Source organism: Chitinophaga sp. Cy-1792 (genome assembly GCF_011752935.1).
Classification (GTDB): Bacteria; Bacteroidota; Bacteroidia; order Chitinophagales; family Chitinophagaceae; genus Chitinophaga.
The window spans coordinates 3,478,587-3,503,066 of sequence record NZ_VWWO01000001.1; the positions used below are offsets into that span (position 1 = coordinate 3,478,587).

General features: G+C 46.0%; 15 protein-coding genes and 1 tRNA gene. 11 read left to right on the forward strand and 5 right to left on the reverse strand.

Annotated elements, in window-relative coordinates; genetic code table 11:
* Positions 1-92: 92 nt before the first annotated feature.
* Positions 93-539 carry a hypothetical protein gene (locus F3J22_RS14200; protein WP_167018224.1) on the reverse strand — a complete coding sequence of 149 codons (447 nt, stop codon included), beginning with the start codon at positions 537-539 and terminating at the stop codon, positions 93-95.
* Here F3J22_RS14200 and F3J22_RS14205 point away from each other — a divergent pair, their 5' ends adjacent.
* From F3J22_RS14205 to F3J22_RS14220, 4 genes are all read left to right on the forward strand, one after another.
* Complete coding sequence (locus F3J22_RS14205) at positions 540-863, forward strand: hypothetical protein (protein ID WP_167018225.1); 324 nt, start codon at positions 540-542, stop codon at positions 861-863.
* A gap of 126 nt (positions 864-989) precedes the next feature.
* Complete coding sequence (locus F3J22_RS14210) at positions 990-2,912, forward strand: menaquinone biosynthesis decarboxylase (protein WP_167018227.1); 1,923 nt, start codon at positions 990-992, stop codon at positions 2,910-2,912.
* Complete coding sequence (locus tag F3J22_RS14215) at positions 2,884-3,366, forward strand: DUF6265 family protein (RefSeq protein ID WP_167018229.1); 483 nt, start codon at positions 2,884-2,886, stop codon at positions 3,364-3,366. Before F3J22_RS14210 ends, F3J22_RS14215 begins: the two co-directional genes overlap by 29 nt.
* 203 nt (positions 3,367-3,569) lie before the next feature.
* Positions 3,570-4,052, forward strand: a complete 483-nt coding sequence (locus tag F3J22_RS14220; RefSeq protein WP_240155056.1) for a MaoC family dehydratase — start codon at positions 3,570-3,572, stop codon at positions 4,050-4,052.
* Between the two features lie 122 nt (positions 4,053-4,174).
* Here F3J22_RS14220 and F3J22_RS14225 read toward each other — a convergent pair whose 3' ends face one another.
* Entirely contained in the window at positions 4,175-5,758 is a 1,584-nt protein-coding gene (locus F3J22_RS14225) for a peptide chain release factor 3 (RefSeq protein WP_167018231.1), read from the reverse strand.
* Positions 5,759-5,863: 105 nt separating this feature from the next.
* Between F3J22_RS14225 and F3J22_RS14230 the strand changes: the two genes are divergently transcribed.
* From F3J22_RS14230 to F3J22_RS14245, 4 genes are all read left to right on the forward strand, one after another.
* Entirely contained in the window at positions 5,864-7,117 is a 1,254-nt protein-coding gene (locus tag F3J22_RS14230) for an ABC transporter permease (RefSeq protein WP_167018233.1), read from the forward strand.
* An 18-nt stretch (positions 7,118-7,135) separates the two neighbouring features.
* Positions 7,136-8,140 carry a tRNA (adenosine(37)-N6)-threonylcarbamoyltransferase complex transferase subunit TsaD gene (gene tsaD / locus F3J22_RS14235; protein WP_205195208.1) on the forward strand — a complete coding sequence of 335 codons (1,005 nt, stop codon included), beginning with the start codon at positions 7,136-7,138 and terminating at the stop codon, positions 8,138-8,140.
* Positions 8,141-8,457: 317 nt separating this feature from the next.
* The gene (locus tag F3J22_RS14240; protein WP_167018235.1) at positions 8,458-10,572 is read left to right on the forward strand and encodes an alpha-L-fucosidase; all 2,115 of its coding nucleotides are present in this window, start codon (positions 8,458-8,460) and stop codon (positions 10,570-10,572) included.
* 3 nt (positions 10,573-10,575) lie between these two features.
* Positions 10,576-11,301 carry a tRNA1(Val) (adenine(37)-N6)-methyltransferase gene (locus tag F3J22_RS14245; protein WP_255492062.1) on the forward strand — a complete coding sequence of 242 codons (726 nt, stop codon included), beginning with the start codon at positions 10,576-10,578 and terminating at the stop codon, positions 11,299-11,301.
* Position 11,302: 1 nt separating this feature from the next.
* Here the strand turns inward: F3J22_RS14245 and F3J22_RS14250 are convergent, their stop codons facing one another.
* Complete coding sequence (locus tag F3J22_RS14250; RefSeq protein ID WP_167018239.1) at positions 11,303-12,517, reverse strand: NAD(P)-dependent oxidoreductase; 1,215 nt, start codon at positions 12,515-12,517, stop codon at positions 11,303-11,305.
* A 154-nt stretch (positions 12,518-12,671) separates the two neighbouring features.
* Between F3J22_RS14250 and F3J22_RS14255 the strand changes: the two genes are divergently transcribed.
* Positions 12,672-12,758, forward strand: a tRNA-Leu gene (locus F3J22_RS14255).
* Between the two features lie 135 nt (positions 12,759-12,893).
* On the opposite strand, the gene F3J22_RS14260 is transcribed toward F3J22_RS14255, so the two are convergent.
* Positions 12,894-13,475, reverse strand: a complete 582-nt coding sequence (locus F3J22_RS14260) for a DUF4329 domain-containing protein (protein ID WP_167018241.1) — start codon at positions 13,473-13,475, stop codon at positions 12,894-12,896.
* Positions 13,476-13,481: 6 nt separating this feature from the next.
* Positions 13,482-15,431, reverse strand: a complete 1,950-nt coding sequence (locus F3J22_RS14265; protein WP_167018243.1) for a hypothetical protein — start codon at positions 15,429-15,431, stop codon at positions 13,482-13,484.
* Between the two features lie 1,630 nt (positions 15,432-17,061).
* Here F3J22_RS14265 and F3J22_RS14270 point away from each other — a divergent pair.
* Both F3J22_RS14270 and F3J22_RS14275 read left to right on the forward strand, forming a co-directional pair.
* Positions 17,062-19,086 (forward strand): AMP-binding protein, encoded by a 2,025-nt coding sequence (locus tag F3J22_RS14270; RefSeq protein WP_167018245.1) that lies wholly within the window; start codon positions 17,062-17,064, stop codon positions 19,084-19,086.
* Positions 19,083-24,480, forward strand: a 5,398-nt coding sequence (locus tag F3J22_RS14275; protein WP_167018247.1) for a non-ribosomal peptide synthetase, incomplete at its 3' end; no start/stop codon positions are given. The genes F3J22_RS14270 and F3J22_RS14275, both read left to right, overlap by 4 nt.

The window sequence follows — 24,480 nt, forward strand, 5'->3', positions numbered from 1 at the left end:
TTTGTTTAAACAGGTAATGATGCAGCCACCAGCTTATAATAGGTGGGAAGTGAGACGAATCGCGGAGAGGAGTTTAAGCATCAGAACTATTATTAAGTTGGTGTGCAACAACCTGTATTCATAACCAAAGATAAGTGCCATGAAAAAGATAATAACTTTAGCTGCTGTGTTACTGACGGTTGGTATCCTGGAGAGCAATGCACAGCTTCCACCACCACCAATGCCGCCACATCCACCGGTTCCAAGACATCTTCCGGCACCGCCATTACCGCCAAGGCCTCCATTACCTCCGCGTCCGCCACGCCCTCCGTTGCCGCCGCATTTCGTAAGGACATATCCAAGGCATTATCATTACCATCATCCGAGATATTATCATCATCCATATCATCATCACTATAATCATCATTATTACCGCCGGTAGCATTGTCCATTAGCAGGGCCAGCGCTGCATCGGAAAAAGGAAGCGCCGACATATGCCAGCATTCCACACAAATAATAAGAATACCAACCTGTCTTGAATTAAAAAACCAGAGAATCACATGAAAAAGTTAATGTTGCTGACGCTACTAATGGGCGGTACCGTTTTAAGTTCCTTCGCACAGAGAGGCTACGATCGTGGCTATGACCGTGGCCGCGGCCATGGATGGGGACACTACAAACACTGCGACGATGACCGCTGGGAGCGCAGACGCTGCGATGACCGCCGCTGGGATGATTGCCACAGACCCAGAAGAGTAGTGGTATACGAAGAAAGACCAGTCTACTACCGTCCTGCTTACGTACCTGTAGTGCCAGTGCCGGTACCGGTGCCTCCGGGACGTCCGAGAGCTGTATTCCACGCTGGAGTAACCATCTCAAACTGATTACTGTAAAAGAAATGAAATGCCTTCCGATAATTACCGGAAGGCATTTTTTATTCCTGCCGGCAATAGTTACTTTTGTACACTGGTTGCTGCTATTCAGCAGCCTGAATACTATTTAATCGGACTATGGCTTATAAAAATCTAAGACATTTTATAGATACGCTGGAACAGGCAGGAGAATTAGTAAGAATTAAGACTTATGTCAACCCGGAGCTGGAAATAGCAGAAATTACGGACAGGATCAGTAAATCTCCCGATGGAGGCAAAGCCCTGTTATTTGAGAATACCGGCTATGACTTTCCGGTACTGATCAACTCCATGGGTAGCTATAAGCGCATGTGCATGGCACTGGGCGTGCAGGAGCTGGACGATGTAGCCAATGAAATTGAAGCACTGTTTAAAATGCTTTCCAAACCCAAGGAAAGTATTCTTGATAAACTCTCTTTATTACCTAAGCTGGGGCAGTTTGCCTCCTGGATGCCTAAAGTAGTGAGTGGCAAGGGCGCCTGCCAGGAAGTGGTGATGACCAACCCTGACCTGGGCAAGCTCCCCGTACTGAAATGCTGGCCTAAAGATGGTGGCCCTTTCATTACGCTGCCCGTTATTCACACCAAAGACCCGCTGACCGGTAGCCGCAACGTAGGCATGTACCGTATGCAGATCTTCGAAAAAGATATGACCGGAATGCACTGGCATAAACATAAAGTTTCTGCCAAACATTTCATGGAATATAAAAAACTGAATAAACGTATGCCCGTTGCCGTTATCCTTGGCGGCGACCCGGCCTACACCTATTCCGCCACCGCTCCGCTCCCGGAAAATGTGGACGAATACATGCTGGCAGGATTCCTTCGTAAAAAGAAGGTGGAACTGGTAAAATGTATTTCTCAACCTGAAATAGAAGTACCTGCCGATGCAGATTTTGTGATCGAAGGATATGTAGACCCGAATGAAGATCTCATCTGGGAAGGGCCTTTCGGTGACCATACCGGCTACTATTCCCTGGCCGACTGGTACCCGAAATTCCATGTCACCGCCATTACTCATCGTAAAGATGCCGTGTATCCTTCTACCATCGTAGGTATTCCACCTCAGGAAGATGCCTGGATAGGCAAGGCTACGGAACGTATCTTCCTGGCGCCGATCAAAATGACCCTGGTGCCGGAGATCATCGACATGGAAATGCCGGTAGAAGGTGTTTTCCATAACCTGGTCATCTCACAAATCAAAAAAGATTACGCAGGACAGGCACAAAAGGTGATGAATGCCATGTGGGGCGCAGGTCAGATGATGTTTAACAAGATCCTGGTGGTGGCAGATGAAGGCGAAAAAATCACTGACTACCTGAAACTCACCCAGTATATCTTCCGTAACCTGAACCCGGCTACCGATATTTACCTGAGCCAGGGCCCGATGGACGTGCTGGACCACTCCTGCTCCAAAATGGGCTTCGGTGGTAAGATGTGTATCGATGGTACCCGTAAATATGAAGAAGAAACAGACGATACCTACCTGCAGGTACCGGCGCCTGCATCCCTGGATACTACGGCCATCATGCACCAGTTCCCGGAAATAAAAGCGATCAATACCAAACTGCTGGCACTGGATATTTCCTGCATTGTCGTAGGTATTGAGAAAACACGTCCTTTCCATGTGCGTGAGCTTACCGAGCAATTATATACCCTGCCTGCGTTTGCAGGTATCAAAATGGTATTGTTTGTAGAACATACCGTGGATGTAATGGACCTGCCTTCTGCATTATGGCGTTTCTGCAATAACCTGGACCCTAAGCGCGACAGCTTCATCATCAACAAGCCAGCTGCGCAGCCAGGCAAATATATTGGCGGCATAGGAATGGACGGTACCCTGAAAAACAAGGTGCTGGATGGTTTTGAGCGCGACTGGCCCAATATCATTGTGGCAGATGATGCTACCATTCAAAAAGTAGATGCGAAATGGAATGAACTCAACCTGGGGCCGTTCCTTGCGTCACCTTCACTGAAATACAAACATCAGATATATGGTGAAGAAGCTGTTGTGGAGCAGTAGTCTGCTCCTGATTATACTGGGCTGCTGCCTTCAGGCATCGGCCCAGGCAAATGCCGGCGATTTCGGTTACCTGAACAAACTGGAAGGTACCTGGACCATGCGCACCAAACACGGCGCCGTCATGGAAGCATGGGTGAAGCGCAACGATTCTACCTGGACAGGAAAAACCTGGCGGGTAGCGGCGGGCGACACCGCCTTGCAGCAATCCGTAGAGCTGGTACGACGTGGCGCCGACGTCTATTTCATTCCTTCGTATACCGGTCATGAAACGTTTGCACCTATAAGATTACGTGTGCGCGTGCTCAAGGCTATTGGTTTTGTGGCGGAAGACCTGAAGAATGATTTTCCACAGAAAGTTACTTACCGGTTTTCTTCGGAGAAGATGCTGGAAGCAAGGGTGCAGGGAACGAGAGACGGGACTGTGGAGGAATATATTTTTAAGTATAGTAAATGATTTGTACTATAGAAGCGTCATGGAAACTTTGAGCTTTCCGTTTTTTCGTCTCCCCTGAGGGGCGATAGCCGGAGCAATGGCACAATAGTTTTAAATTTGGTAAAACGCTTATTTTAAGTATTTTTTGAATACTTTCACGCCTGTTCAATATTAGACACAGAACCTACAATATTTTAACTTTTACAACAAAAAAAATTGCCAACATGGACACAATCGCAAATCGACAAATGGTGATAATTAATTCTTTCGAAGAATATAGCACGTATCTGGGGAAAGAATTAGGTGTTTCCGATTGGCATACAATTGACCAGGAACAGATTAATAAGTTTGCGGACGCAACACTGGATCACCAATGGATCCATACCGACGTAGAAAGAGCCAAAAGTGAAGGTCCATTCAAAGCAACCATCGCGCACGGTTATCTGACATTAGCATTGATCCCATATCTGTGGAAACAGATTGTAGATGTACGCAATATTAAAATGGAGATCAACTACGGTATAGAGAGTTTTAAATTTGGTCAGCCGGTTTTGGTAGACAGTGAAGTACAGCTGAAAGCTAAACTCAATACCATCACCAACTTAAGAGGAGTTACCAAAGTTATAATCGAAGCCACATTGATGATCAAAGGTGAAACGAAACCGGCATATACCGGTAGTGTTGTATTCCTGTACCATTTTATTTAATATCCCAATGTTGCAGATCAGACATTGGTAAATCAGATCAGGGACTTACAAAGAATAAGTTGAATTATACCAACAAAAAAGCCCTTCGCTTAGCGAAGGGCTTTTTTGTTGGTATGAAATAATTACTTGTGTATTTCTGAAGTGAAGTTGAACTGGATATCCGGGTTATTGGTTCTTTCGGTGTTGAGGTACCATTCGGATTGTGCCAGGTAAACCAGGTGTCCATCTTTATCTTCCACGATATTGGAAGATTTGAAGCGGATGAAATCTTCGATTTTATCTTTAGGACCGGTGATCCAGCAGGCTTTATAGAAAGGCAGTGTATTGAACTGACATGCAGCGCCATATTCCTGGAGGAGGCGGTACTGGATAACTTCGAACTGGAGGTCGCCCACGCAACCGATGATTTTGCGGTTACCGCCGTGTTGGGTGAAGAGCTGTGCCACCCCTTCATCTGTCAGCTGGCGGATACCTTTTTCCAGCTGTTTGGTTTTCATTGGGTCTTTATTCACCAGTTCCTTAAACAGTTCAGGAGAGAAGCTAGGGATACCGGTCATATAGAATTTTTCGCCTTCGGTGAGGGTATCACCGATTTTGAAGTTACCGGTATCGAACAAACCTACTACGTCGCCAGGGTAGGCATCGTCTACGATATTTTTTTCGCGGGCGAGGAAGGAGTAGGGGTTGCTGAAGCGTACGTCTTTGTCGAGGCGCACGTGTTTATAGAATTTATTTCTTTCGAATTTGCCGGAACACACGCGCAGGAAGGCGATACGATCGCGGTGGCGTGGGTCCAGGTTGGCGTGGATCTTAAAGATGAAGCCACTGAATTTATCTTCGTGTACATCGATTTCGCGGGTGCTGCTCTGGCGGTTGCGGGGAGTAGGTGCGATTTCTACGAAGGTATCCAGGAGGTCTTTCACGCCGAAGTTGTTTACGGCACTACCGAAGAATACCGGTGCCAGTTTACCCTGGAGGTAGGCTTCCGTATCGAAGGTATCATAAACGCCTTCGATCAGTTCTACGTCGTTGCGGAGCTGTGCGGCGTCTTTGGCGTTGAAATGCTCGTCTATGTAGCTGGAGCTCAGGTCGGCGAGAGGAACAACGTCTTCGTCGGTAGCTTTTTTATTCGGGAGGAAGTTTACCAGGCTTTTATCATAGAGATTGTAAACGCCTTTAAAATCTTTACCCATATTGATCGGCCAGCTGAGCGGGCGTACTCTGATATTCAGTTTTTCTTCGAGTTCATCGAGGAGGTCGAAGGGGTTTTTACCATCGCGGTCCATTTTGTTGACGAAGATGATCACGGGAGTATCGCGCATGCGACAAACTTCCATCAGGGCTTCTGTCTGGGTTTCTACCCCTTTTACGCAGTCGATTACCAGCACAACGCTGTCTACTGCGGTGAGGGTACGGTAGGTATCTTCCGCAAAGTCCTTGTGACCAGGGGTATCCAGGAGGTTGACGAGTATATCGTGGTATTCGAATGTCATCACGGAAGTGGCCACGGAGATACCTCTTTGCCTTTCTATCTCCATAAAGTCGGAGGTAGTATGTTTCTTGATTTTATTCGATTTTACCGCTCCCGCTGTCTGGATAGCACCACCGAAGAGGAGGAATTTCTCTGTCAGGGTCGTTTTACCGGCATCCGGGTGAGCGATGATAGCAAAGGATTTTCTTTTATTGATCTCGTTAGCGTACTTCATATAATTTGTCCGAAAAATGGCTGCAAAGGTAACTAATTTTTTTATGTGGCTAAATTCCGTGTTTACCGGAGTTCATACTGTAAATAAATCCATTAAATTTGAAATATGATCGCGACCCTGAAAATATTATGGAATAGTTTAAAAATGGCGTTGCTGGAACTGCGTGTCAATAAGTTGCGTACGTTTCTTTCGCTGTTGGGCATTACGATAGGTATTTTTTGTATTATATCTGTATTTACGCTTACCAGTAGTCTGGAGCGCAATGTCCGTGCGGACCTTGCCGATTTGGGCGAAGATGTTATATATGTACAGAAATGGCCATGGGGTGGAAACGGGGAATATCCCTGGTGGAAATACATGAACCGTCCGGTGCCGGAGTACAAGGAGCTGAAACTGTTGCAGGATAAGGTACATGGGGCGAGTTTCGTTTCATTCAACTTTGATGTTGGCAGCAAGCGGGTGGAGTTTGGGGATGATTATATGGACGGCGCTACTATGATGGCGGTCAGCAATGATTATAACCAGATCCAGGCGTTGAATATTATAGACGGCCGTTATTTTGCCAATGCGGAGAGTAACAGCGGTACAAATGTGGCCATCCTGGGGTATACGCTCTGGAATGGGTTATTTGGCAGTGCAGCTGCTACGCTGGGCAAAACGGTGAAGATTATGGGCCGGGATGTGAAGGTGATCGGGGTATTGAAGCGGAAAGGGGAGAGTATGATCGGCGGGCCTAGTTTTGATAATGCCATCATTGTACCTTATAAATTTGGCAGAACGTTGGTAGATGAGCGCCGCAATGGTGATCCCTATATTCTTGTTAAAGCGAAGTCAGGCATCTCTCTTGATCAGCTGAAAGATGAGATCAGGGGCGTAATGCGGGCATCTCACCGGCTAAAACCTACTGTGGAAGATGATTTTGCCATGAACGAGATCAGCTCTGCCAATGAAAGTCTGAATTCGATGTTTACCATGATCAATGCCTGCGGGTTGTTGATTGCCGGATTTGCCTTATTGGTAGGTGGTTTTGGTATCGCAAATATCATGTTTGTGACAGTGAAGGAACGCACCGGTATTATTGGTTTGAAAAAGGCTATTGGTGCGCGCAGAAGCACCATCATGATGGAATTCCTGATAGAATCTATCGTATTGTGCCTGATAGGTGGACTGTTGGGGCTTTTACTGGTATTTCTGATAGCCGTGCTTATTTCGGCCGCTTCTACATTCCATTTATATATGTCGATGGGTAATATCATTTTCGGATTAAGTGTATCTATCGGTGTTGGTGTGATTGCGGGCTTCATTCCGGCGTATTTTGCCAGCAAGCTGGACCCGGTGGTAGCGATAAGAAGCAATTAATTCGTAAATTTGCGCCTTATGTCAGTGAAAATATTAGCGATAGAATCATCTTGCGATGATACAGGAGCAGCAGTATTGGTAGATGGAAAGATCTTATCCAACCAGATAGCAGGCCAGCGGGTACATGAAGAATATGGTGGAGTGGTGCCGGAACTGGCATCCCGTGCACACCAGGAAAACATTGTTCCTGTGGTGGATATCGCCCTTCAGAAAGCCGGCGTAAAGAAGGAAGAGCTGAGCGCGATTGCGTTTACACAGTCGCCCGGACTGATAGGTTCCCTGCTGGTGGGCAGTTGTTTTGCCAAATCCATGGCGATGGCCCTGAATATACCGCTGATAGGCGTGCACCATATGCAGGCGCATGTACTGGCCAATTTCATTGATGATCCCAAACCTGATTTCCCATTTCTTTGCTTAACAGTATCCGGTGGACATACACAGATCGTGTTGTGTGAAAGTCCGCTGAGGATGCGTGTGATCGGTGAAACGCTGGATGATGCAGCCGGAGAGGCTTTTGATAAAAGCGCCAAATTGCTTGGTCTGCCTTATCCTGGTGGCCCGCTGATCGATAAATATGCCAAAGAGGGCAACCCTGACCGTTTTAAATTTCCGGAGCCGCGTATCCCTGAGCTGAATTTCAGCTTCAGCGGATTAAAAACGGCGATATTATATTTTCTGCAGGAGAACCAGCAGCGCGATCCGCAGTTTATTGAGCAGAACCTGCCTGATATCTGTGCTTCCATCCAGCAGCGTATCATCAGTATATTGCTGAATAAAGTGGTGAAGGCCGCAGCAGAAACCGGCGTGAAAGATATTGCCATTGCCGGTGGTGTTAGTGCCAACAGCGGACTCAGAGCTGCGTTGGAACAATATGGTAAAAAACATGGCTGGCGTACATTTATTCCTAAGTTCGAATATTGTACGGATAATGCCGGGATGATTGCCATCACTGCCTATTACAAGTACCTGGAAGGTGATTTTGTAGGGCTGGATGCGGTGCCTACTGCGAGGGCAGCGTTTTAACTGATATTTTTTTATGTTTTTTATAAAGAAGTGCCACGGGCACTTCTTTTTTTGCCTATATGGGATTGTCATCAACAATTCCCTTGTCTCTGTTGGATTTGCAGCCGATACCGAAGGTATCGGCTGGGTAGTTCCCTCTGCTTAGTAGAGGCGCGCTGCGCTATCGCCTGTTAAATCCCGCCGTTTATTCCAGCCTTTGGTGCTGCTGCAAGCGCTTCGCTTACATGTCGTCCTTCATTCTGCCACTGATCCAGTAAATGCCTTTAGTTTAACGATTTAGCATTATATTGTTTGCATTAAGCCAACAAAAGGAACATATGAAAAAACTTTTTCTGGCCATGATGTTACTGGCTTCGGCTGGTGCAAAGGCGCAGCAAACAGCTCTATCCGAGTGGAAAGATCAGAAGTATTCCATGTTTATTCACTGGGGAGCTATCTACAGTACGTTAGGTGGTGTATGGGAGGGAAAACCCGTTACCAGAGGCTATAGTGAGCAGATACAATCCCACGCAGGCATCTACAGCGATGTTTATGGTGATGTAGCAAAACGGTTTAATCCGGCTTACTGGAACGCCGACTCCGTTGTACTGCTGGCAAAAGCCGCCGGTATGAAATCCGTAGTGATGACGAGTAAGCACCACGACGGATTTTGTATGTTCCATTCAGCCTATACCGATTATAATGTGGTAGATGCTACGCCATTTAAGCGCGACGTACTGAAAGAACTGGCAGATGCCTGTAAGCGTCACGGGTTGAAATTTGGTATGTACTTTTCGCTGATAGACTGGCATTATCCGCAAGCCTATCCGATATCCAGTAGCAACAGTGATCCTATTACGCCGGAGCATCATCAGTTCAACCTGCGCCAGGTAAGGGAGCTGATGACCAATTACGGGCCGGTGTCAGAGATATGGTTCGATATGGGATCACTGACAGCGCAACAGAGCAGGGAACTGGCAGACCTGGTACATCAGCTGCAACCGGGATGTATGGTGAGTGGACGTTTGGGTAATGATGCCGGAGATTTTTGTGTGATGGGAGATAATGCCTATCCTGATTATCAGATTGCATCCCCATGGCAAACACCGGCATCAGTATATGATGAAACCTGGGGCTACCGTTCCTGGCAGCAACATGGCGAAGCCGCTGCCAAAGCAGATGAAAAATTACGCGGACTGATCAAAGTAGTGAGCAGAGGTGGTAACTACCTGTTAAATATTGGCCCGCGCGGTGATGGTTCTGTCGTGGATTTTGAAAAAGAGGTGTTACTACGTAACGGCGAATGGCTGAAACGCAATGGGGAGGCTATTTACGGTGCTGCTCCGAATCCCTTCGATACTACTTTTGCGTGGGGAGAAGTGACTGCCAGACCAGGCAAACTATATCTCCATGTACTGCAGATGCCAGACCAGAGCACGATCATCTTACCCGGACTAAAAAATAAAATAACGGGTGTGTATACACTGGGCGATCACAAAACCTTAAATGAAGCCGCCATGAATAAAGGCGGAAACGTTGTCCTGACAGTACCTACAGGGCTGGTATCTTCCAGGGAAATACCAGTGATTGTGGTGGAGTATGCGGGTGATGCAGACATCCTGCCTTTACATTTGCTGAAACAACCGAAGATGCTGGACCGTAATAATGGCGCTTATCTGTATAGTTTTTCAGGTGTCGACTATGAGAGCTATTACCGTAGTGAAGTAGGCAAAACCTGGGCTTTCACTACAGCGAAACCGCAAAGGATGACCTTACGCTATAGTGCAGCAGAGCAGGGCAGGGAGCTGGCGCTTAACCTGAATGGCGTGGTCACCAATGTGCCGTTGCAGGGAAAGGAAGTGAAGCTGCCAGTGAGTGCAGCGGATCTGAGCTGGGGTAAAATCTACAGTGTAGGTCCTTATTGGGGTGGTATAGGTGGTGTGCATGCAGACCTGCACCAGGTGGATGTTTCAAAACATTGGGCGGCAGACAGCTCCTGGGTTTTACATCCGGAATGGCAGGATGACCGGGTGCAAACATTTGATGGTGGCCGCAGTACCGTATATTATGTATTGCAGGAGGTGACCGCTAAGAAGGCCGGTAATTATCTCGTAGGTTTTAGCAGCGGCGATGGTATCCAGGTTTTTGTCAATGGAGCGCAGCAGCTCATTCATAACAATCCGGAAAGGGGCGCTACGGAGTCGGAAGTATTATTGCTGCCATTGAAGCAGGGCGTGAACCAGATTGTAGTGCGCTTATATACCCGTTTTGCGAAGCAGTTGCAATGGGCGATCAATACAGACGTGCCACAGGTGATGTATGAACAGGAGCTGGATATTCCGGTGGAAGGCAGTGCGGCGGTACAGCACCTGACTATCCGTGATGCGAAGGCAGTTTCTCCACACAGGAATATGCGTATGCCTAATCTCTCCGTATCTTTGCGGGCAAAATAGGGCATGTCTAATACATATTTTAAGTTTAAGCAATTTATTATACACCAGGAGCACTGCGCCATGAAAGTCTGTACAGACGCCTGTATACAGGGAGCTTTCACGGCGCAGCACCTGGCTTTGCATGGTCATGCCGTGAAACGAGTATTGGACATTGGCGCGGGGACGGGGTTATTGAGTCTGATGGTAGCGCAGCAGCATGCTGCGGATATTACGGCTGTAGAACTTGATCCTGGTGCGGCTTTGCAGTCGCGGGAGAATTTTGCATCCTCTCCCTGGGCGGAGCGTTTGCATTTGAAGGAGGCGGATATCCGTACGTTGCCGGCGGAGGACCAGTTTGATTTTATCATTACGAATCCGCCGTTTTATGAGTCGGCCTTGAAGAGTGGCGATGCCAAAAAGGATCAGGCGATGCATGCCACCAACCTGAGTTATGCGGCATTGCTGGAGGTGATAGCGGCGCATTTAAGCAGGGCGGGTGCATTTTCTGTATTGCTGCCATATGTAGAGTTTGAGCAGTTTAAGCTGCTGGCAGAGCGTGCGGGTTTTCATCTGCGTCGTGTGTTGCGTGTACGGCAGAGTGCCAGGCATACGGCCTGGTTCAGGGCGGTAGGTATCTTTGAATGGACACCCGGAGCGGTGTTGCCGGAAGACCTGGTAATTTATGATGAGCAGAACGTATATACGTTACCGTTTATTGATCTTTTAAAAGATTATTATTTCAAGTTATAGTTTATTCTTTTCCGTCTGCATAATCCTGCAGGTAGCTGAAATGTGGTGTGAGCCGGCCATTGGCGGTAATGGTTGCGTTTTCTATCATGGTACTTTCTTCTTTCAGCATTTCTTCAAAAACATATTTCATGAGTTGGTCGCCGAAGTATTGTGAGGCGTCGCGGGGTAGTTCGTTGGGCAGGTTGCTGACGCACATCATGTCGATGGTGTCGGGCAGATAGGGGGCGGTTTGCTGAAAAGTTTGTTTATCAACGCCATACACGGGATCATCGATGGTGCTGTCGCCAAGATTGATGGGGACGGAGCCGTGTGTATCGTCGGTGATATCAGCGATGACCTGTATGCGGAAATTTTCTTTCTGAATGTCTTTCAGCTGGAATAGTGGTGGGATGTTGTGGTCCCAGTAGATACCATTCATGAGAATATCGCTGACAGTTACATAAGGCAGGAACCGGCAGTCGTATTGATCGGGATGTGCGTGGAAGTCGGCGCGGCTGTAGGTTCTGTCATCTTTGCGGAGGTATAGCTCCCCTGCTTTCAGTTGCGTATATACGGGATAGTTATAGGTATTGATGAGGTATTCTTCCGGCGGGAGGTATTTGATACCGAGGAGGCCCATGATTTCGAGTGTGCCTGCGGCTACGCGTCCGGAGCCGGTGATAACGATTTTGAGGGGAGGTAGTTTAACGCCGAAGTAGTGGGAGATGAGTTCCTGGAAATCGTGGCATTCGTGGACGGGTTTCAGCTGAAACGATTTTGTTTTATGTCCGTATGCCATGAGTCCGTTGTGTGCGCCTACCACGCCGGCGAAGAATCCGAAGCCTAGGATACGTTGTCCGTCGGGATGGACGAGGCATTCGTAGTCGATGAGTGTAATATTTTTTTCCAGGATGGCCTGGAGCATGTGTTGGTTATGTGGTTGTTTCTTTTTGGTATGGCTGAAGAACAGGTAGGTTTTATTGGGGATGAGGAAGGCGGGGGGTACTTCTTTGATGCCCAGCAGGAACTGGCAGTGGGTGAGATCTTCGGTGATAGTTACGCCGGCTTTATGATATTCTGCGTCTTTAAAGCAGCGGTATGTGGCTGGCTGCGCGAATATTTTTACCTGTGGAAAGTGGTGCATGATCCACTGGCATTGCTTTGGGGTGAAGGCGGCGCGGTTGTCGTGCGGTTGCTTCTCTTCCCTTATCAGTCCTATGTTTACAGTCGTTTCCATTCTTTAAATTACGGAAATTTTCTGAAGCATAACAGGAGATAAAAAACGCTTTACAGAAATATTTTTTAAATATTTGTTGTTTATTAAATTTATTTACCTACTTTTGCATCCCGCTTCGGCGGAAAGGTTCTTACAAAACAAGCGAAAAACAATTGCCCAGATGGCGGAATTGGTAGACGCGCTAGACTCAAAATCTTGTTTCGGCAACGGAGTGCAGGTTCGATTCCTGTTCTGGGCACCAAGACTACCAGTCGCTTGTTGAAAAGGCTCACGAAAGTGAGCCTTTTTTGTTTTTGCAGGAAGTCAATCCCTCTCAAAGTCACATTACATGCTATATTCGCCAATGCAATGTTGTGCGAATCACCCAAAATTTCTTTTAGAAATTACCAATTGTCTCAACCAGGCCAGTTGGATTTTGACTTTGTTGTGTAGCAGGTAATAAGTCAATAGGAGTATATTTTTTTATTTGTCCCTGAGGAGTTCCTAAATAGCAGAAATATTTTCCATAAGTCGCTTTCGCCTTGTCACCACCTTCACCAGTAAATATATTTCCGATTGAAAATTCTTCATCAGTTTGAACTACTACTCCCTTTGGTCTCCCTCCGTGCGTATGATAACAACCGTAGCTGCCAATTGCTAAAAGATTGGCAGTAACAGGTATATCGGATTTTGGTGCAAACGAATAATCGGCTTTTCCTTTCCTGGGTGGAGTAAAATAAAAATTGGAATCATTGGGATTTTTATAAACCCAGCCGGCATATTCAACCATTTCCTTAATGGATTTATCAATGATGTGAGCCAATGCACCAAAAGCAGCATCATCTAATGATGGATATTTCGTTTTTAATGGCACATCAGCAACAACAGTAATTTCAGGTAAAGTGATTACCTGACCAGTTGAGGCATCGGAAGTTATTTTTTCAGCATTCAGCACTGCTGCATCTGATAATAAGTCCATAATAAATTATTTTGTTTCTGTTTTAGAATTATTACATCCGCAAACAAGATCTGGGCAACAAGGATAAACTTGCTCAAATAACTTTCCTTTGTCAGTTTCATTATTACTAATCAAATTGTTTGCTAATTCAATTTTATCATTATTGAGTTTCTTTTCTCTTACTTTTTCATCTTGTAATCCATGAGAGTAAGTATCGAGTGCATCGCCTTGCCCCAACAATGCTTCAACCATAATTCCTTCTGTTCGCATTACAGTTGTTTGTGCTGAAACAATTATTCCTGTGACCACTTTTACAAGTTTTTTATCGGGACTTACATAAACATTAGGTGGAGGATTATTTAAATCAATTTCATCTGGCGAAATGAACAGTTTTTTATCAGCTCCGATATAATCTAATTTGAGTTTATCTGAAGGAATCACCGGGTTATCAATTGTCTTGGTAACTCGTGTCAGAAATGATTGGAAGTTTCCATTGTAATCTGAAACAAAGCATAAATGATTAACTATAGCTGACAAAATATCCCTGGCGAAACTAGAATTGGTAAGTTTGCTTTTTAAAAATTCTCCAATATTTTCAGGCGTCCCTAAACTTGAAATAGCAATTTCCTCATATCCGCCGGGCAACCCTGATGAGTACGAAATTTTTGCGTCAATTAAATGAAACAGCGTTAAGAACTCCTGATTCATTTGCCTAAATACAAAATTCAGTGTCCTGCTTACATTAATATTCTCAATTTCTCTCTCGATCGAAGTTTCTTCGCCAGTTTCTGTTTTATTTTCATAGCTGGTATCAATGTTGACATCTCTTTTTGAGGAAGCTTTTTCGGAGTGTTTTGTAACACTATTACTTACTTGTTTAGTCATATTTTCTCTTTGGTTCGAACTTTCCCCGCTTAAACCTGCATCCAGTTTTGTATCTGAAAAACCAAAATCTAAGTCTTCATTAAGATTTACATGCCAATCCAGTTTGTCCTGATGTGCATGTTTATCACTTCTTTCATTATTCAGTGTATTCTCAAAATCATTAGCACTTTCAGAAGAAAATGAATCAAGAATGCTGCTTGATTGCTTACTGTCTATTTCGGTTTTCTTATACGTTTTGACAGTGATCTTAGTCTTCTCACCCGGCAATAAGGTAAAAGTTTTTATTGTCCTGCCTGCTCCGTAATTGCCTAAAAAATTAGAAAGCTTATATTTCTCAACTATAGCAATTTTCGGTGTGATCTCTTCAGGGATTGGGATAAATTTATAATCAAAATGACCTGCGAACTTTTGGTAGAGGCATAAAAAATTACCCTCTAGAATTCTCTGTGCTATATGAGAGAAATTGTCAATGGAAAATAGTCTTTCGTACTGCTTAAGAATGAAACCATTTTTAAAGTCAATAAGGCGATTTACAATTTGATTTGAAAGGACTTTTGAAAACTCAGTCTTGTTTGAAAAACCAGGTGATAACTCATTTCCGGCATTGTTTCTAATCTTAATAAGACCTTCAAAATTTGTTGGGAGATAAATGAGTTTTGATATTAAATATCTGCGCTCATTAATACTGTATGAAGGGAGCATTCGAGGATCTAAGGCAACTGTAGCACGCGCTCTTGTTTTACTGTTCGAAATTGAACCAGATGATGGAATAATTGGTTTGGAAGAATGATTATAGCCATAATTGAGTATTTGTGTCACATCACCGACTAAATCGTCAAAATTCATTTGACTCAATAAAGCCACTGCTTCACTTTTCCCTTTAAATGGAAGTTGAGTGAAGTCGGTAAAAATTTCTCTCCAATCTTTCCCTTTGAACCTTTCATCATTTTGCATTTTATCTTTGAGATTCAACTCAAAGTATTTGTTGCCAAAATAAGTAGTTGGTTCTGGAACATTGTAATTTACAATTGAAGCCACGTTTCCATCGTCCATCGTTCTGACAATTGGCTCTGAAGTTGAATTTGTTAGCATATTTTTTTGATTTTATTGTTTGAAATTGAATTGTGAATTCATTTTGCAAAAGTGAATTATCTTGGTGTCGCCAATGGGTTTCGCACAACATTCGGGTATTTGCGAAGGCAGAAATTTATTGAACGTTCTGTCCGGTACAAATGCCCATTTGAAATATGTCGTGTGAGTTATGACCTTAAGCTAAAAATTGAATGCTAATGTTTGCACAAAGCCTAAGCGAAGTCGTGTGATGGCAGAAATTGAAGACAATGTATTATCTCTGTACACGCATGGGATGACCGTTAGAGATATTGAAAATCGCATACGGAAACTGGCTATCCCTGCATAAACCTACAGTGTTAATGGAATTGCTACAGCTATTTGGGGACTATATTGATTACTAACCTGAGCAAATTAAGAAATATTGCTGCGGCCATAATTCTATTAATACAAAATCTGAATTTGTGTTAAAAAAATGTAGCCTGTGAAATCTGTAGATTTTCTGAATTCGTGTTAAGGGAATGTTGTCTTTAGAATCTGAATATTTTCTGAATTTGTGTTGATGAAATGTAGTCTGTGAAATCTGTAGATTTTCTGAATTCGTGTTAAGGAAATGTATTCTTTAGAATCTGAATATTTTCTGAATTTGTGTAAAAGAATAAGAACTTTACCTTGTAGTTTAATGAAATACCTGGTGATTATTTTATAGGGTTTTAACGGCAGCAACAGATGAAAATCGGCAGGCTGCGACAGTCATTACTTTCCTTTGCCATAGCGGTTATTGTAGCCGTCCAGTTTTGATTGACATCATTGAAGATGATACAGGAAAAAGATGACTGAGGTGGGGGAGTACCAGGTAAGTATTGTGTTGTTTATAATTTGATAACACATGGGTCTTTGTCAATAGAGATTTCATGTTTTACCTGTTTTTTTAAAACCTGAAATAAAGTTGCGTAGTTGTACTATTGTCAATTTTATTTTTTTAATTTACCTTTAGCGAGATAGTTAGTCCAAGCCATTGTTATTTGGTTATCCGATCAGCCAAGCGTGTATTTTCTTTGTGGGCAATTATCATTAGTTAACCAATAAGCAATATTAAATTTCATATTGCTGCCAACAGTAAACCTGAACATTTTTCTCTTTTTAAATTATTGTGTGTGATTTGCAGTAGCGATAGCTATGCCTTGTCGTGAGTAAAATATTTAAAGTCTGTTCAAAATAATACTCATGTACTCATCAAAACAAATCATCACTACGACGAACTCAAATTAATGTACTAACCACCGAAACGATCCAGAAAAATTTTCAGCTAAACAACGACTGGTGTTAAGTAAAGCACAAGCCTAGCCACACTTTAATTCCTGACATGGAAGCCCATGAAGAATTTCAAAGCTGGATGGTAGCTGGTATACACACGCGTATTTCTTTCCTACTTCTTTATTTTCAACCAGTAAGGCGCCCCGTGATCCGGTAAGGCGCGTTGTCATGGTTTTGGGAGAGTTGGTAGAGCTGGAAGACAAACAAAAACTTTTGGTCCACATTCAGTTGTTGAAACGATGAATCCTGCTTTCGCTGCCTGAAGAATATCGGGTGGCGATCTGGTATTCCTATTCTTTTTATTCCGGCCTTCTAATGCAAATCCGCATTTCTTATGCATATTTCAAAGAAAAGTATTATTGATCATTTGATCTTTCATGCCCGTTCATGTCCAGACAAAACTGTCTTTTCATTTACCCGCAACGGGCTGGATATTACCCGGCAAATTTCTTATTGTGATCTTTATGCAAGTGTGGAAACGCTTGCCAGGCAGCTTTCCGAACGGCAGCTGTATGGCAAGCGGGCTTTGCTTGTATTCCAGGATATTGCTTCTTTTATTGTTTCCTTCCTTGCCTGCCAGTATGCGGGTGTGATCCCGGTGCCGGTGTCTTATGGTAAGGGATCCAGACAGTATAGCCGGCTGAAGTCCATTGCGGCCGATGCGGATGCGGCGGTGGTGCTTTGTACCATGGCTATTTCCAGTCACCTGGAAAAAGAGATGGGAAGCTTTCTTGCTGCGAGTCAAATTAATGTGGTCGTCACTGAATATGAGCCACCAGTAGGTACGCCGGGGAATCCTGCAGCGCAGGTCATTCATCCGGTTGCCTTCATACAATATACTTCCGGTTCTACAGGACAACCGAAGGGGGTGATTGTTTCTCATGAAAACCTGCTGCATAACCAACAGCTGATCACTGCGGCTTTTGGCTGTGATACTACCTCTATTATTTTTTCATGGCTTCCTTTTCATCATGATATGGGACTGATCGGCAATATTCTGCATACGATCTATACTGGGTGTACCGCAGTGCTGATGTCGCCTTTTGATTTTATGCAATCGCCGGAACGCTGGATAGAAGGGGTTTCCAGGCATAAGGCCACACATAGCGGCGGCCCTAATTTTGCCTTTGACCTATGCGTGAGCAAGGTAGCCCCGGAAAGAATGCAGCAGCTGGATCTTTCCTGCTGGAAATCCGCCTTTAACGGTTCGGAACCAGTAAGATTTGATACCATGCAACGTTTCACCACCTATTTCAGCGCGGCGAATTTCCGCGCAGAAGCCTTTCACCCTTGTTATGGCCTTGCCGAAGCCACGTTACTCGTGGCTGGCGTACCACCTGCACCGGAGAGGCAGGTCATCTTCATCAAAAAAGAACAGGACAGGATCCATCTGGCAGAACAGCAGGACACAGCAGCCAGTCCGGTAGTGGGCGCCGGCAGAATACCTGAAGGCATGCATGTGCAGATTATGGATGAGGGTGGACAGCCTTGCTCTACGCTACAGGAGGGAGAAATATGCATTCACGGAAAAAGCGTTACAGCTGGATACTGGAACCAGGATAACTCAGATATTTTTTACCAGGTAGATGGTGTGTCTTACCTGAGAACAGGTGACCTGGGCTTCCTCTTCGAAGATACCTTGTATATCAGCGGAAGGGCTAAAGAAATGCTCATTGTGCGTGGACGTAACATCTATCCTTATGATTTGGAAAAGGCCATCGCTGAGAATACCGTTGCTATAGAAAATAATGGTGTAGCACTTTTCAGTAGGGAAGAAGGATCAGAGGAGATGATCGTAGTGGCTGAAATAAAAAGAAGCAGTGCCCGTGCGCTGGATGTGCCGCTGGTGCTGGCTTCTATCCGTAATACTATTACAGGTATGACGGGTTTGACTTTGTACGATATTGTCCTCACAACCCCATTGGGTATTCCACGCACTACCAGTGGTAAGCTGCAACGTCTTAAATGCAGGGAGTATTATCAGCAACAACTTTTCAATGTGCTGGCATCGGTCCGGGAAACACCAGTGGTTGTTGCCATTGAAAGGGATCCGCTGCTGCTGGAAGCAGTATTCCAGCACCCCGACAAGGACAATATTAAGCGGTATGTACTGGACCTGGTAGCCAACAGGTTGGGTCAGCACGTGGCTGCAACTGATGAAATGGTGGAGCTGACCAGCGTGGGACTTGATTCTTTAAGAGCGATGGAGATGATGAATGTGTTGTGCCGTGAGCTGCACATCCAGCTGGATGTTGCGCTGGTGCTCCAGGAGAACAGCTTGCAGCAGCTGGTGGGCGCGATAGAAAACTTGCTTTGGTTAAAAAATGAAAAAACTTCCGGGAAGGAAATCACAATATGAATACATCAGCAATCATTGCCGCACTGAAACAACATAATGTTGTTCCAAGGCTGGATGGAGATCAGCTTAAACTGGTGGGAGAAACAGATACATTGCCCGGAGCACTGCTGGAACAGGTGAGGATGGCGAAACCAGCACTGGTGGCCCTGCTCAGGCAGGTGCAGGATGCTGCTCCCTTTTTAGCGCCGGTGCCGGCACAGGATCGTTATCCTGTATCCCATGCCCAGCGCAGGTTGTGGGTGCTTAGCCAGTTTGAGGGCGGCCTGGAAGCATATAATATTACGGCGCGGTTTTACCTGAAAGGGGCGATGGTGCCTGGTTTGCTGGAAGAGGCTTTCCGCCGGTGTATCCGCAGGCATGAAAGTTTGCGAACGGTATTCACAAATACTGATGGTGTGCCAGAACAGCGGATATTGGAAGATATCTGCTTCGTGCTGGAGCAGGAGGATATTTCCTCGGTGGCCGATCCTGTGACGGTGTTGAAAGCGGCGGCAGCGGCGCGTTGCCGGCAACAGTTCGATCTGGAGCAGGGGCCGTTGTTAAGCGTAAAGTTATACCTGGTGGCGATGGAGGAATACGCACTGATAGTTACTATTCATCATATCGTGAGTGATGGATGGTCGGTAGCGTTGCTGATGAAAGAAGTGATTACAGATTACGTGGCACTTACACAGGGCAAGCAGCCGGAAGTGATGCCATTGGTGTTACAATACAAGGAATTTGTGCAATGGCAGGATGCGCAGGTGAATGGCCACAAAGGCGCGGTTGCGGCGGATTTCTGGAAGCAGCAATTATCCGGTTTCGCTGATCCGCTGGAGTTGCCTTATGAACTTCCCCGGCCGGAAGTGCAATCTTTTGAAGGGGCGGTTTGCAAATATTACCTGGATAATGATTTTTATGCCAGCGTGCAGCGATTTTGTCAGCAGTTGCAGGTAACGCCATTTAACTTTTTTAATGCCACTATTGGAATTCTCTTACATAAATTTTCTGGTCAGCATGATATTACGATCGGTGTTCCGGTGGCGGGGCGCCATCATCCGGGGCTGGAGCAACAGGTGGGCCTGTATGTGAATACGCTTCCATTCCGAATGCATTTTGACCGGAAGCAGTCGTTCCGGGAATTTTTAAAGCAGTTAACGGCGCAGTGGTTTCAGATCATGGCACACCAGGATTACCCGTTGGACCGCATTATAGACGACTTACAGGTGCCACGTGAAAGTGGAAGGAACCCGCTGTTTGATGTGATGGTGACTTTGTTGGACACTAGTACTGGCGATAGCCATTTCCCGGATTTTCAGTTGGAGATGCTCGATAGCTATCTGCAAACAGGAGGAATGATTGCGCGGGAGGATGTTTTTGCCAAGACTGACCTGGCTTTCACGTTTGGTAATGATCCGGGTAATCGTTTTTACCTGGAGATAGAATATGCTTCGTCACTTTTTTCGCAGGCACGTATTGCCGGTTTTTATCAGGCATGGAAGTATGTGGTGACACAGGTAATGGAGGCGGCGGATATGAGTTTGTCGGCAATAGAAGTGGCTGCTGAGAGGGAGAGACAACAGGTATTGTATGATTTCAATCATACAGTGGCTGCATATCCGGAAGATAAAACGCTGGTGCATCTGTTTGCAGAACAGGTGGCCAAAGCACCTGACGCCATAGCACTGCTTTTTGAAGAAAATGTTTTTACCTATCAGCAGCTGGATGAGCATTCCAGCCAGCTGGCGCATTACCTGCGCAGTCAGTACGATATTAAAGCAGATGATGTAATAGGTGTACAACTGGAAAGAAGCGAACGGATGATCATCGCGTTGCTGGCGGTGCTGAAATCAGGCGGGGCTTATGTTCCCATTGATCCTGATTTTCCACAGGACCGTATCGATTACATTGTAGCCGATAGTGCCTGCAAAGTACTGATCGATGAAGCGGAACTGTTACGTTTTACATCAGTACAATCATCTTATGAGATAACAGCCCCTGTTATCATCAGCCAACCCCGTGATCTGGCTTATGTGATCTATACTTCTGGTTCTACTGGCCGGCCGAAAGGCTGTATGCTGGAGCATCGTGGCGTGGTAAACAGATTGGAGTGGATGTGGCAGCACTATCAGTTTAGTGCAGCAGACATCATCTTACAGAAGACCACCTTCACCTTTGATGTATCGGTATGGGAATTGTTCCTGCCGCTGTGCTGGGGCGCGCGTATGGTGTTGTGCCATAAAGATGATATCGGTGCACCGGAACGTTTACGTGCGTTGATTGAGCGTCATCAGGTGAGCTGCCTGCACTTTGTGCCGGGTATGTTCAATGCTTTTATCACTACTTTATTTGAAGAAGAACATATCACCACTGCACTGGGTAGTCTGCGATTGGTAGTTACCAGCGGTGAAGCACTATCAGCAGAAACGGTGCGCAGCTGGTATGAGCGCATGACCACACCTGTTCATAACCTGTACGGCCCTACGGAGGCCTCAGTGGATGTGACATACTATGCAACCCGGCCGGGGGATCAGCGCATCCCGATTGGCCGCCCTATCTGGAATACACAACTGTATATACTCGGCGCAGATAACACCGTACAGCCGATCGGCGTAACCGGTGAGATCTGCATCGGCGGCGACGGGCTTGCCCGTGGCTACCTGAACAAACCGGCACTGACTGCGGAGAAGTTTGTTGCGCACCCTTTTGAAGAAGGTCGGCGTATCTATCGTACCGGTGATATCGGTCGCTGGTTGCCGGATGGTAATATTGAATACCTCGGTCGTATAGATGACCAGGTGAAGATCCGTGGCTATCGCATAGAACTCGGCGAGATAGCAACAGTGCTGCATAGCCATCCTGATATTGATGCCGCGGTGGTGATAGCGAAAGCTGATCATACAGGCACGCTGAACCTGGTGGGGTATTTTATTGGTAAGAAACCTATCGCACTTGCAGAACTGCGGCAGTGGCTGGGAAGCAGCCTGCCTGCTTATATGATCCCGGCTTACTTCGTGCAGCTGGATAGCTTCCCGTTGAATGCCAGCGGTAAGATTGATCGCCGGCAGCTACCCGCTCCGGAAGACTTTGGATTAAATAGCGGAACTACGTATATACCTGCCCGTAATAACATAGAAGCGCAGTTAATAGCGATCTGGGAACAGGTATTAGGCAGGACGCCGATCGGTGTCAAAGATAATTTCTTTGACCTGGGAGGCCACAGCCTGAAAGCTACCCGGCTGGGAAGTCTGATCCATAAGACTTTCGATGTGAAGCTGCCGCTAAAGGAACTATTCTCCAACAGCATCCTGGAACAACAGGGGTTATTGATCGCTGCGTCGCGGAAGACGATCTTTTCGCAGATCGCAGCGGCGCCGCAGCTGGCATCATATCCGTTGTCGTCTTCCCAGCGCCGTCTATGGGTGTTGAGCCAGTTTGAAGAAGGAAGTGTGGCCTACAATATGCCAGGAGTCTATACTTTGACCGGCGCCTTGGACATCGCCAGACTGGAAGCGGCCTTTAATACACTGATCGCAAGACATGAAATACTACGGACCGTCTTTAAGGAAGAGGAATCCGGTGTCCGGCAATATATCCTTACTTCGATTGATTTTAAGATAGCAGCACTCACAGATATATCTACATTTTGTTACACACCTTTTGACCTGAGTGCGGGGCCCTTGCTGCGTGCCGCTGTTGGGGAGGTCTCAGCAGGAGAGTGGGTGTTTGTGTATGTGATGCACCACATCATCAGTGATGGCTGGTCGATGGGCGTGTTGATCAAAGAACTGTTGCATATCTACCATGATAACAGTCCGCTACCTGTATTACCGCTGCAGTACAAGGATTACGCTGTATGGCAGCAATCCGGCTCAGACGTCCTGTCCCAGGCCTACTGGCTGGAACAGTTCAGCGGCGAGCTACCGGTGCTGGAACTGCCGGCAGATAAGCCCCGTCCGGCGGTAAAGACTTACCACGGCGGCCTGGTGCAAAAGCAGCTAGCACTCACTGGTCTTCAGTCACTGTTACAGTCCACAGGCAGCACACTGTTTATGGGATTAGTGGCAGCCGTGAATGCCTTGCTTTACCGCTACAGTGGCCAGGAAGATATCATCCTCGGCAGCCCGGTAGCCGGCAGGGAACATGCCGACCTGGAAGGACAAATAGGATTCTATGTAAACACACTGGCGCTGAGAACGCGCTTCAGTGGTAGCAATAGTTATCTGCAACTGCTGGAACAGGTACGACAGGTAACGATGTCTGCCTACGAACATCAATCTTATCCTTTTGATGAGCTGGTAGATGCCTTGCCGCTCAAACGCGACATGAGCCGCAGCCCGCTGTTTGATGTGATGGTAGTATTGCAGGAAACAGATATTAATGCGCTCATCGCACAAAGCAGCGGAACGCTGCAAATAAAGCCTTATGAGGAAGCTATTGATCCTGTCAGCAAGTTTGACCTCTCTTTTGAGTTTGTAACAGCGGGTACGCAGTTACAGCTTAGTATTATTTACAACAGTGATATCTACACCGCTGTAACTGCTAACGCCTTGCTGCAACACTTCGAACAGTTGCTGCATGCGATCGTTGAAAGCCCCGATGGATCACTGAACCAACTGGATTATTTAAGTGCAGCAGAAAAAACACAATTGTTGCATGGTTTCAATAACACAGCAGCTCCTTATCCGGAAGATAAAACGCTGGTGCATCTGTTTGCAGAACAGGTGGCCAAAGCACCTGACGCCATAGCACTGCTTTTTGAAGAAAATGTTTTTACCTATCAGCAGCTGGATGAACATTCCAGCCAGCTGGCGCATTACCTGCGCAGTCAGTACGATATTAAAGCAGATGATGTAATAGGCGTACAACTGGAAAGAAGCGAACGGATGATCATCGCGTTACTGGCGGTGCTGAAATCAGGTGGGGCTTATGTTCCCATTGATCCTGATTTTCCACAGGACCGTATCGATTACATTGTAGCCGATAGTGCCTGCAAAGTACTGATCGATGAAGCGGAACTGTTACGCTTTGCATCAGTACAATCATCTTATGATATAACAGCCCCTGTTATCATCAGCCAACCCCGTGATCTGGCTTATGTGATCTATACTTCTGGCTCCACTGGCCGGCCGAAAGGCTGTATGCTGGAGCATCGTGGCGTGGTAAACAGATTGGAGTGGATGTGGCAGCACTATCAATTCAGTGCAGCAGACATCATCCTGCAGAAGACCACCTTCACCTTTGATGTATCGGTATGGGAATTATTCCTGCCGCTATGCTGGGGTGTACGTATGGTGTTGTGCCATAAAGATGATATCGGTGCACCGGAACGTTTACGTGCGTTGATTGCGCGTCATCAGGTGAGCTGCCTGCACTTTGTGCCGGGTATGTTCAATGCTTTTATCACTACTTTAT

Bases quoted from the DNA above. Each gene is read 5' to 3' on its own strand.
- F3J22_RS14220 (WP_240155056.1), top strand. From the start codon at position 3,570: ATGGACACAATCGCAAATCGACAAATGGTGATAATTAATTCTTTCGAA.
- F3J22_RS14270 (WP_167018245.1), top strand. From the start codon at position 17,062: ATGCATATTTCAAAGAAAAGTATTATTGATCATTTGATCTTTCATGCC.
- F3J22_RS14215 (WP_167018229.1), top strand. From the start codon at position 2,884: ATGGTGAAGAAGCTGTTGTGGAGCAGTAGTCTGCTCCTGATTATACTG.
- F3J22_RS14250 (WP_167018239.1), bottom strand. From the start codon at position 12,517: ATGGAAACGACTGTAAACATAGGACTGATAAGGGAAGAGAAGCAACCG.
- F3J22_RS14265 (WP_167018243.1), bottom strand. From the start codon at position 15,431: ATGCTAACAAATTCAACTTCAGAGCCAATTGTCAGAACGATGGACGAT.
- F3J22_RS14245 (WP_255492062.1), top strand. From the start codon at position 10,576: ATGTCTAATACATATTTTAAGTTTAAGCAATTTATTATACACCAGGAG.
- F3J22_RS14205 (WP_167018225.1), top strand. From the start codon at position 540: ATGAAAAAGTTAATGTTGCTGACGCTACTAATGGGCGGTACCGTTTTA.
- F3J22_RS14225 (WP_167018231.1), bottom strand. From the start codon at position 5,758: ATGAAGTACGCTAACGAGATCAATAAAAGAAAATCCTTTGCTATCATC.
- F3J22_RS14230 (WP_167018233.1), top strand. From the start codon at position 5,864: ATGATCGCGACCCTGAAAATATTATGGAATAGTTTAAAAATGGCGTTG.
- tsaD (WP_205195208.1), top strand. From the start codon at position 7,136: ATGTCAGTGAAAATATTAGCGATAGAATCATCTTGCGATGATACAGGA.
- F3J22_RS14260 (WP_167018241.1), bottom strand. From the start codon at position 13,475: ATGGACTTATTATCAGATGCAGCAGTGCTGAATGCTGAAAAAATAACT.
- F3J22_RS14210 (WP_167018227.1), top strand. From the start codon at position 990: ATGGCTTATAAAAATCTAAGACATTTTATAGATACGCTGGAACAGGCA.
- F3J22_RS14240 (WP_167018235.1), top strand. From the start codon at position 8,458: ATGAAAAAACTTTTTCTGGCCATGATGTTACTGGCTTCGGCTGGTGCA.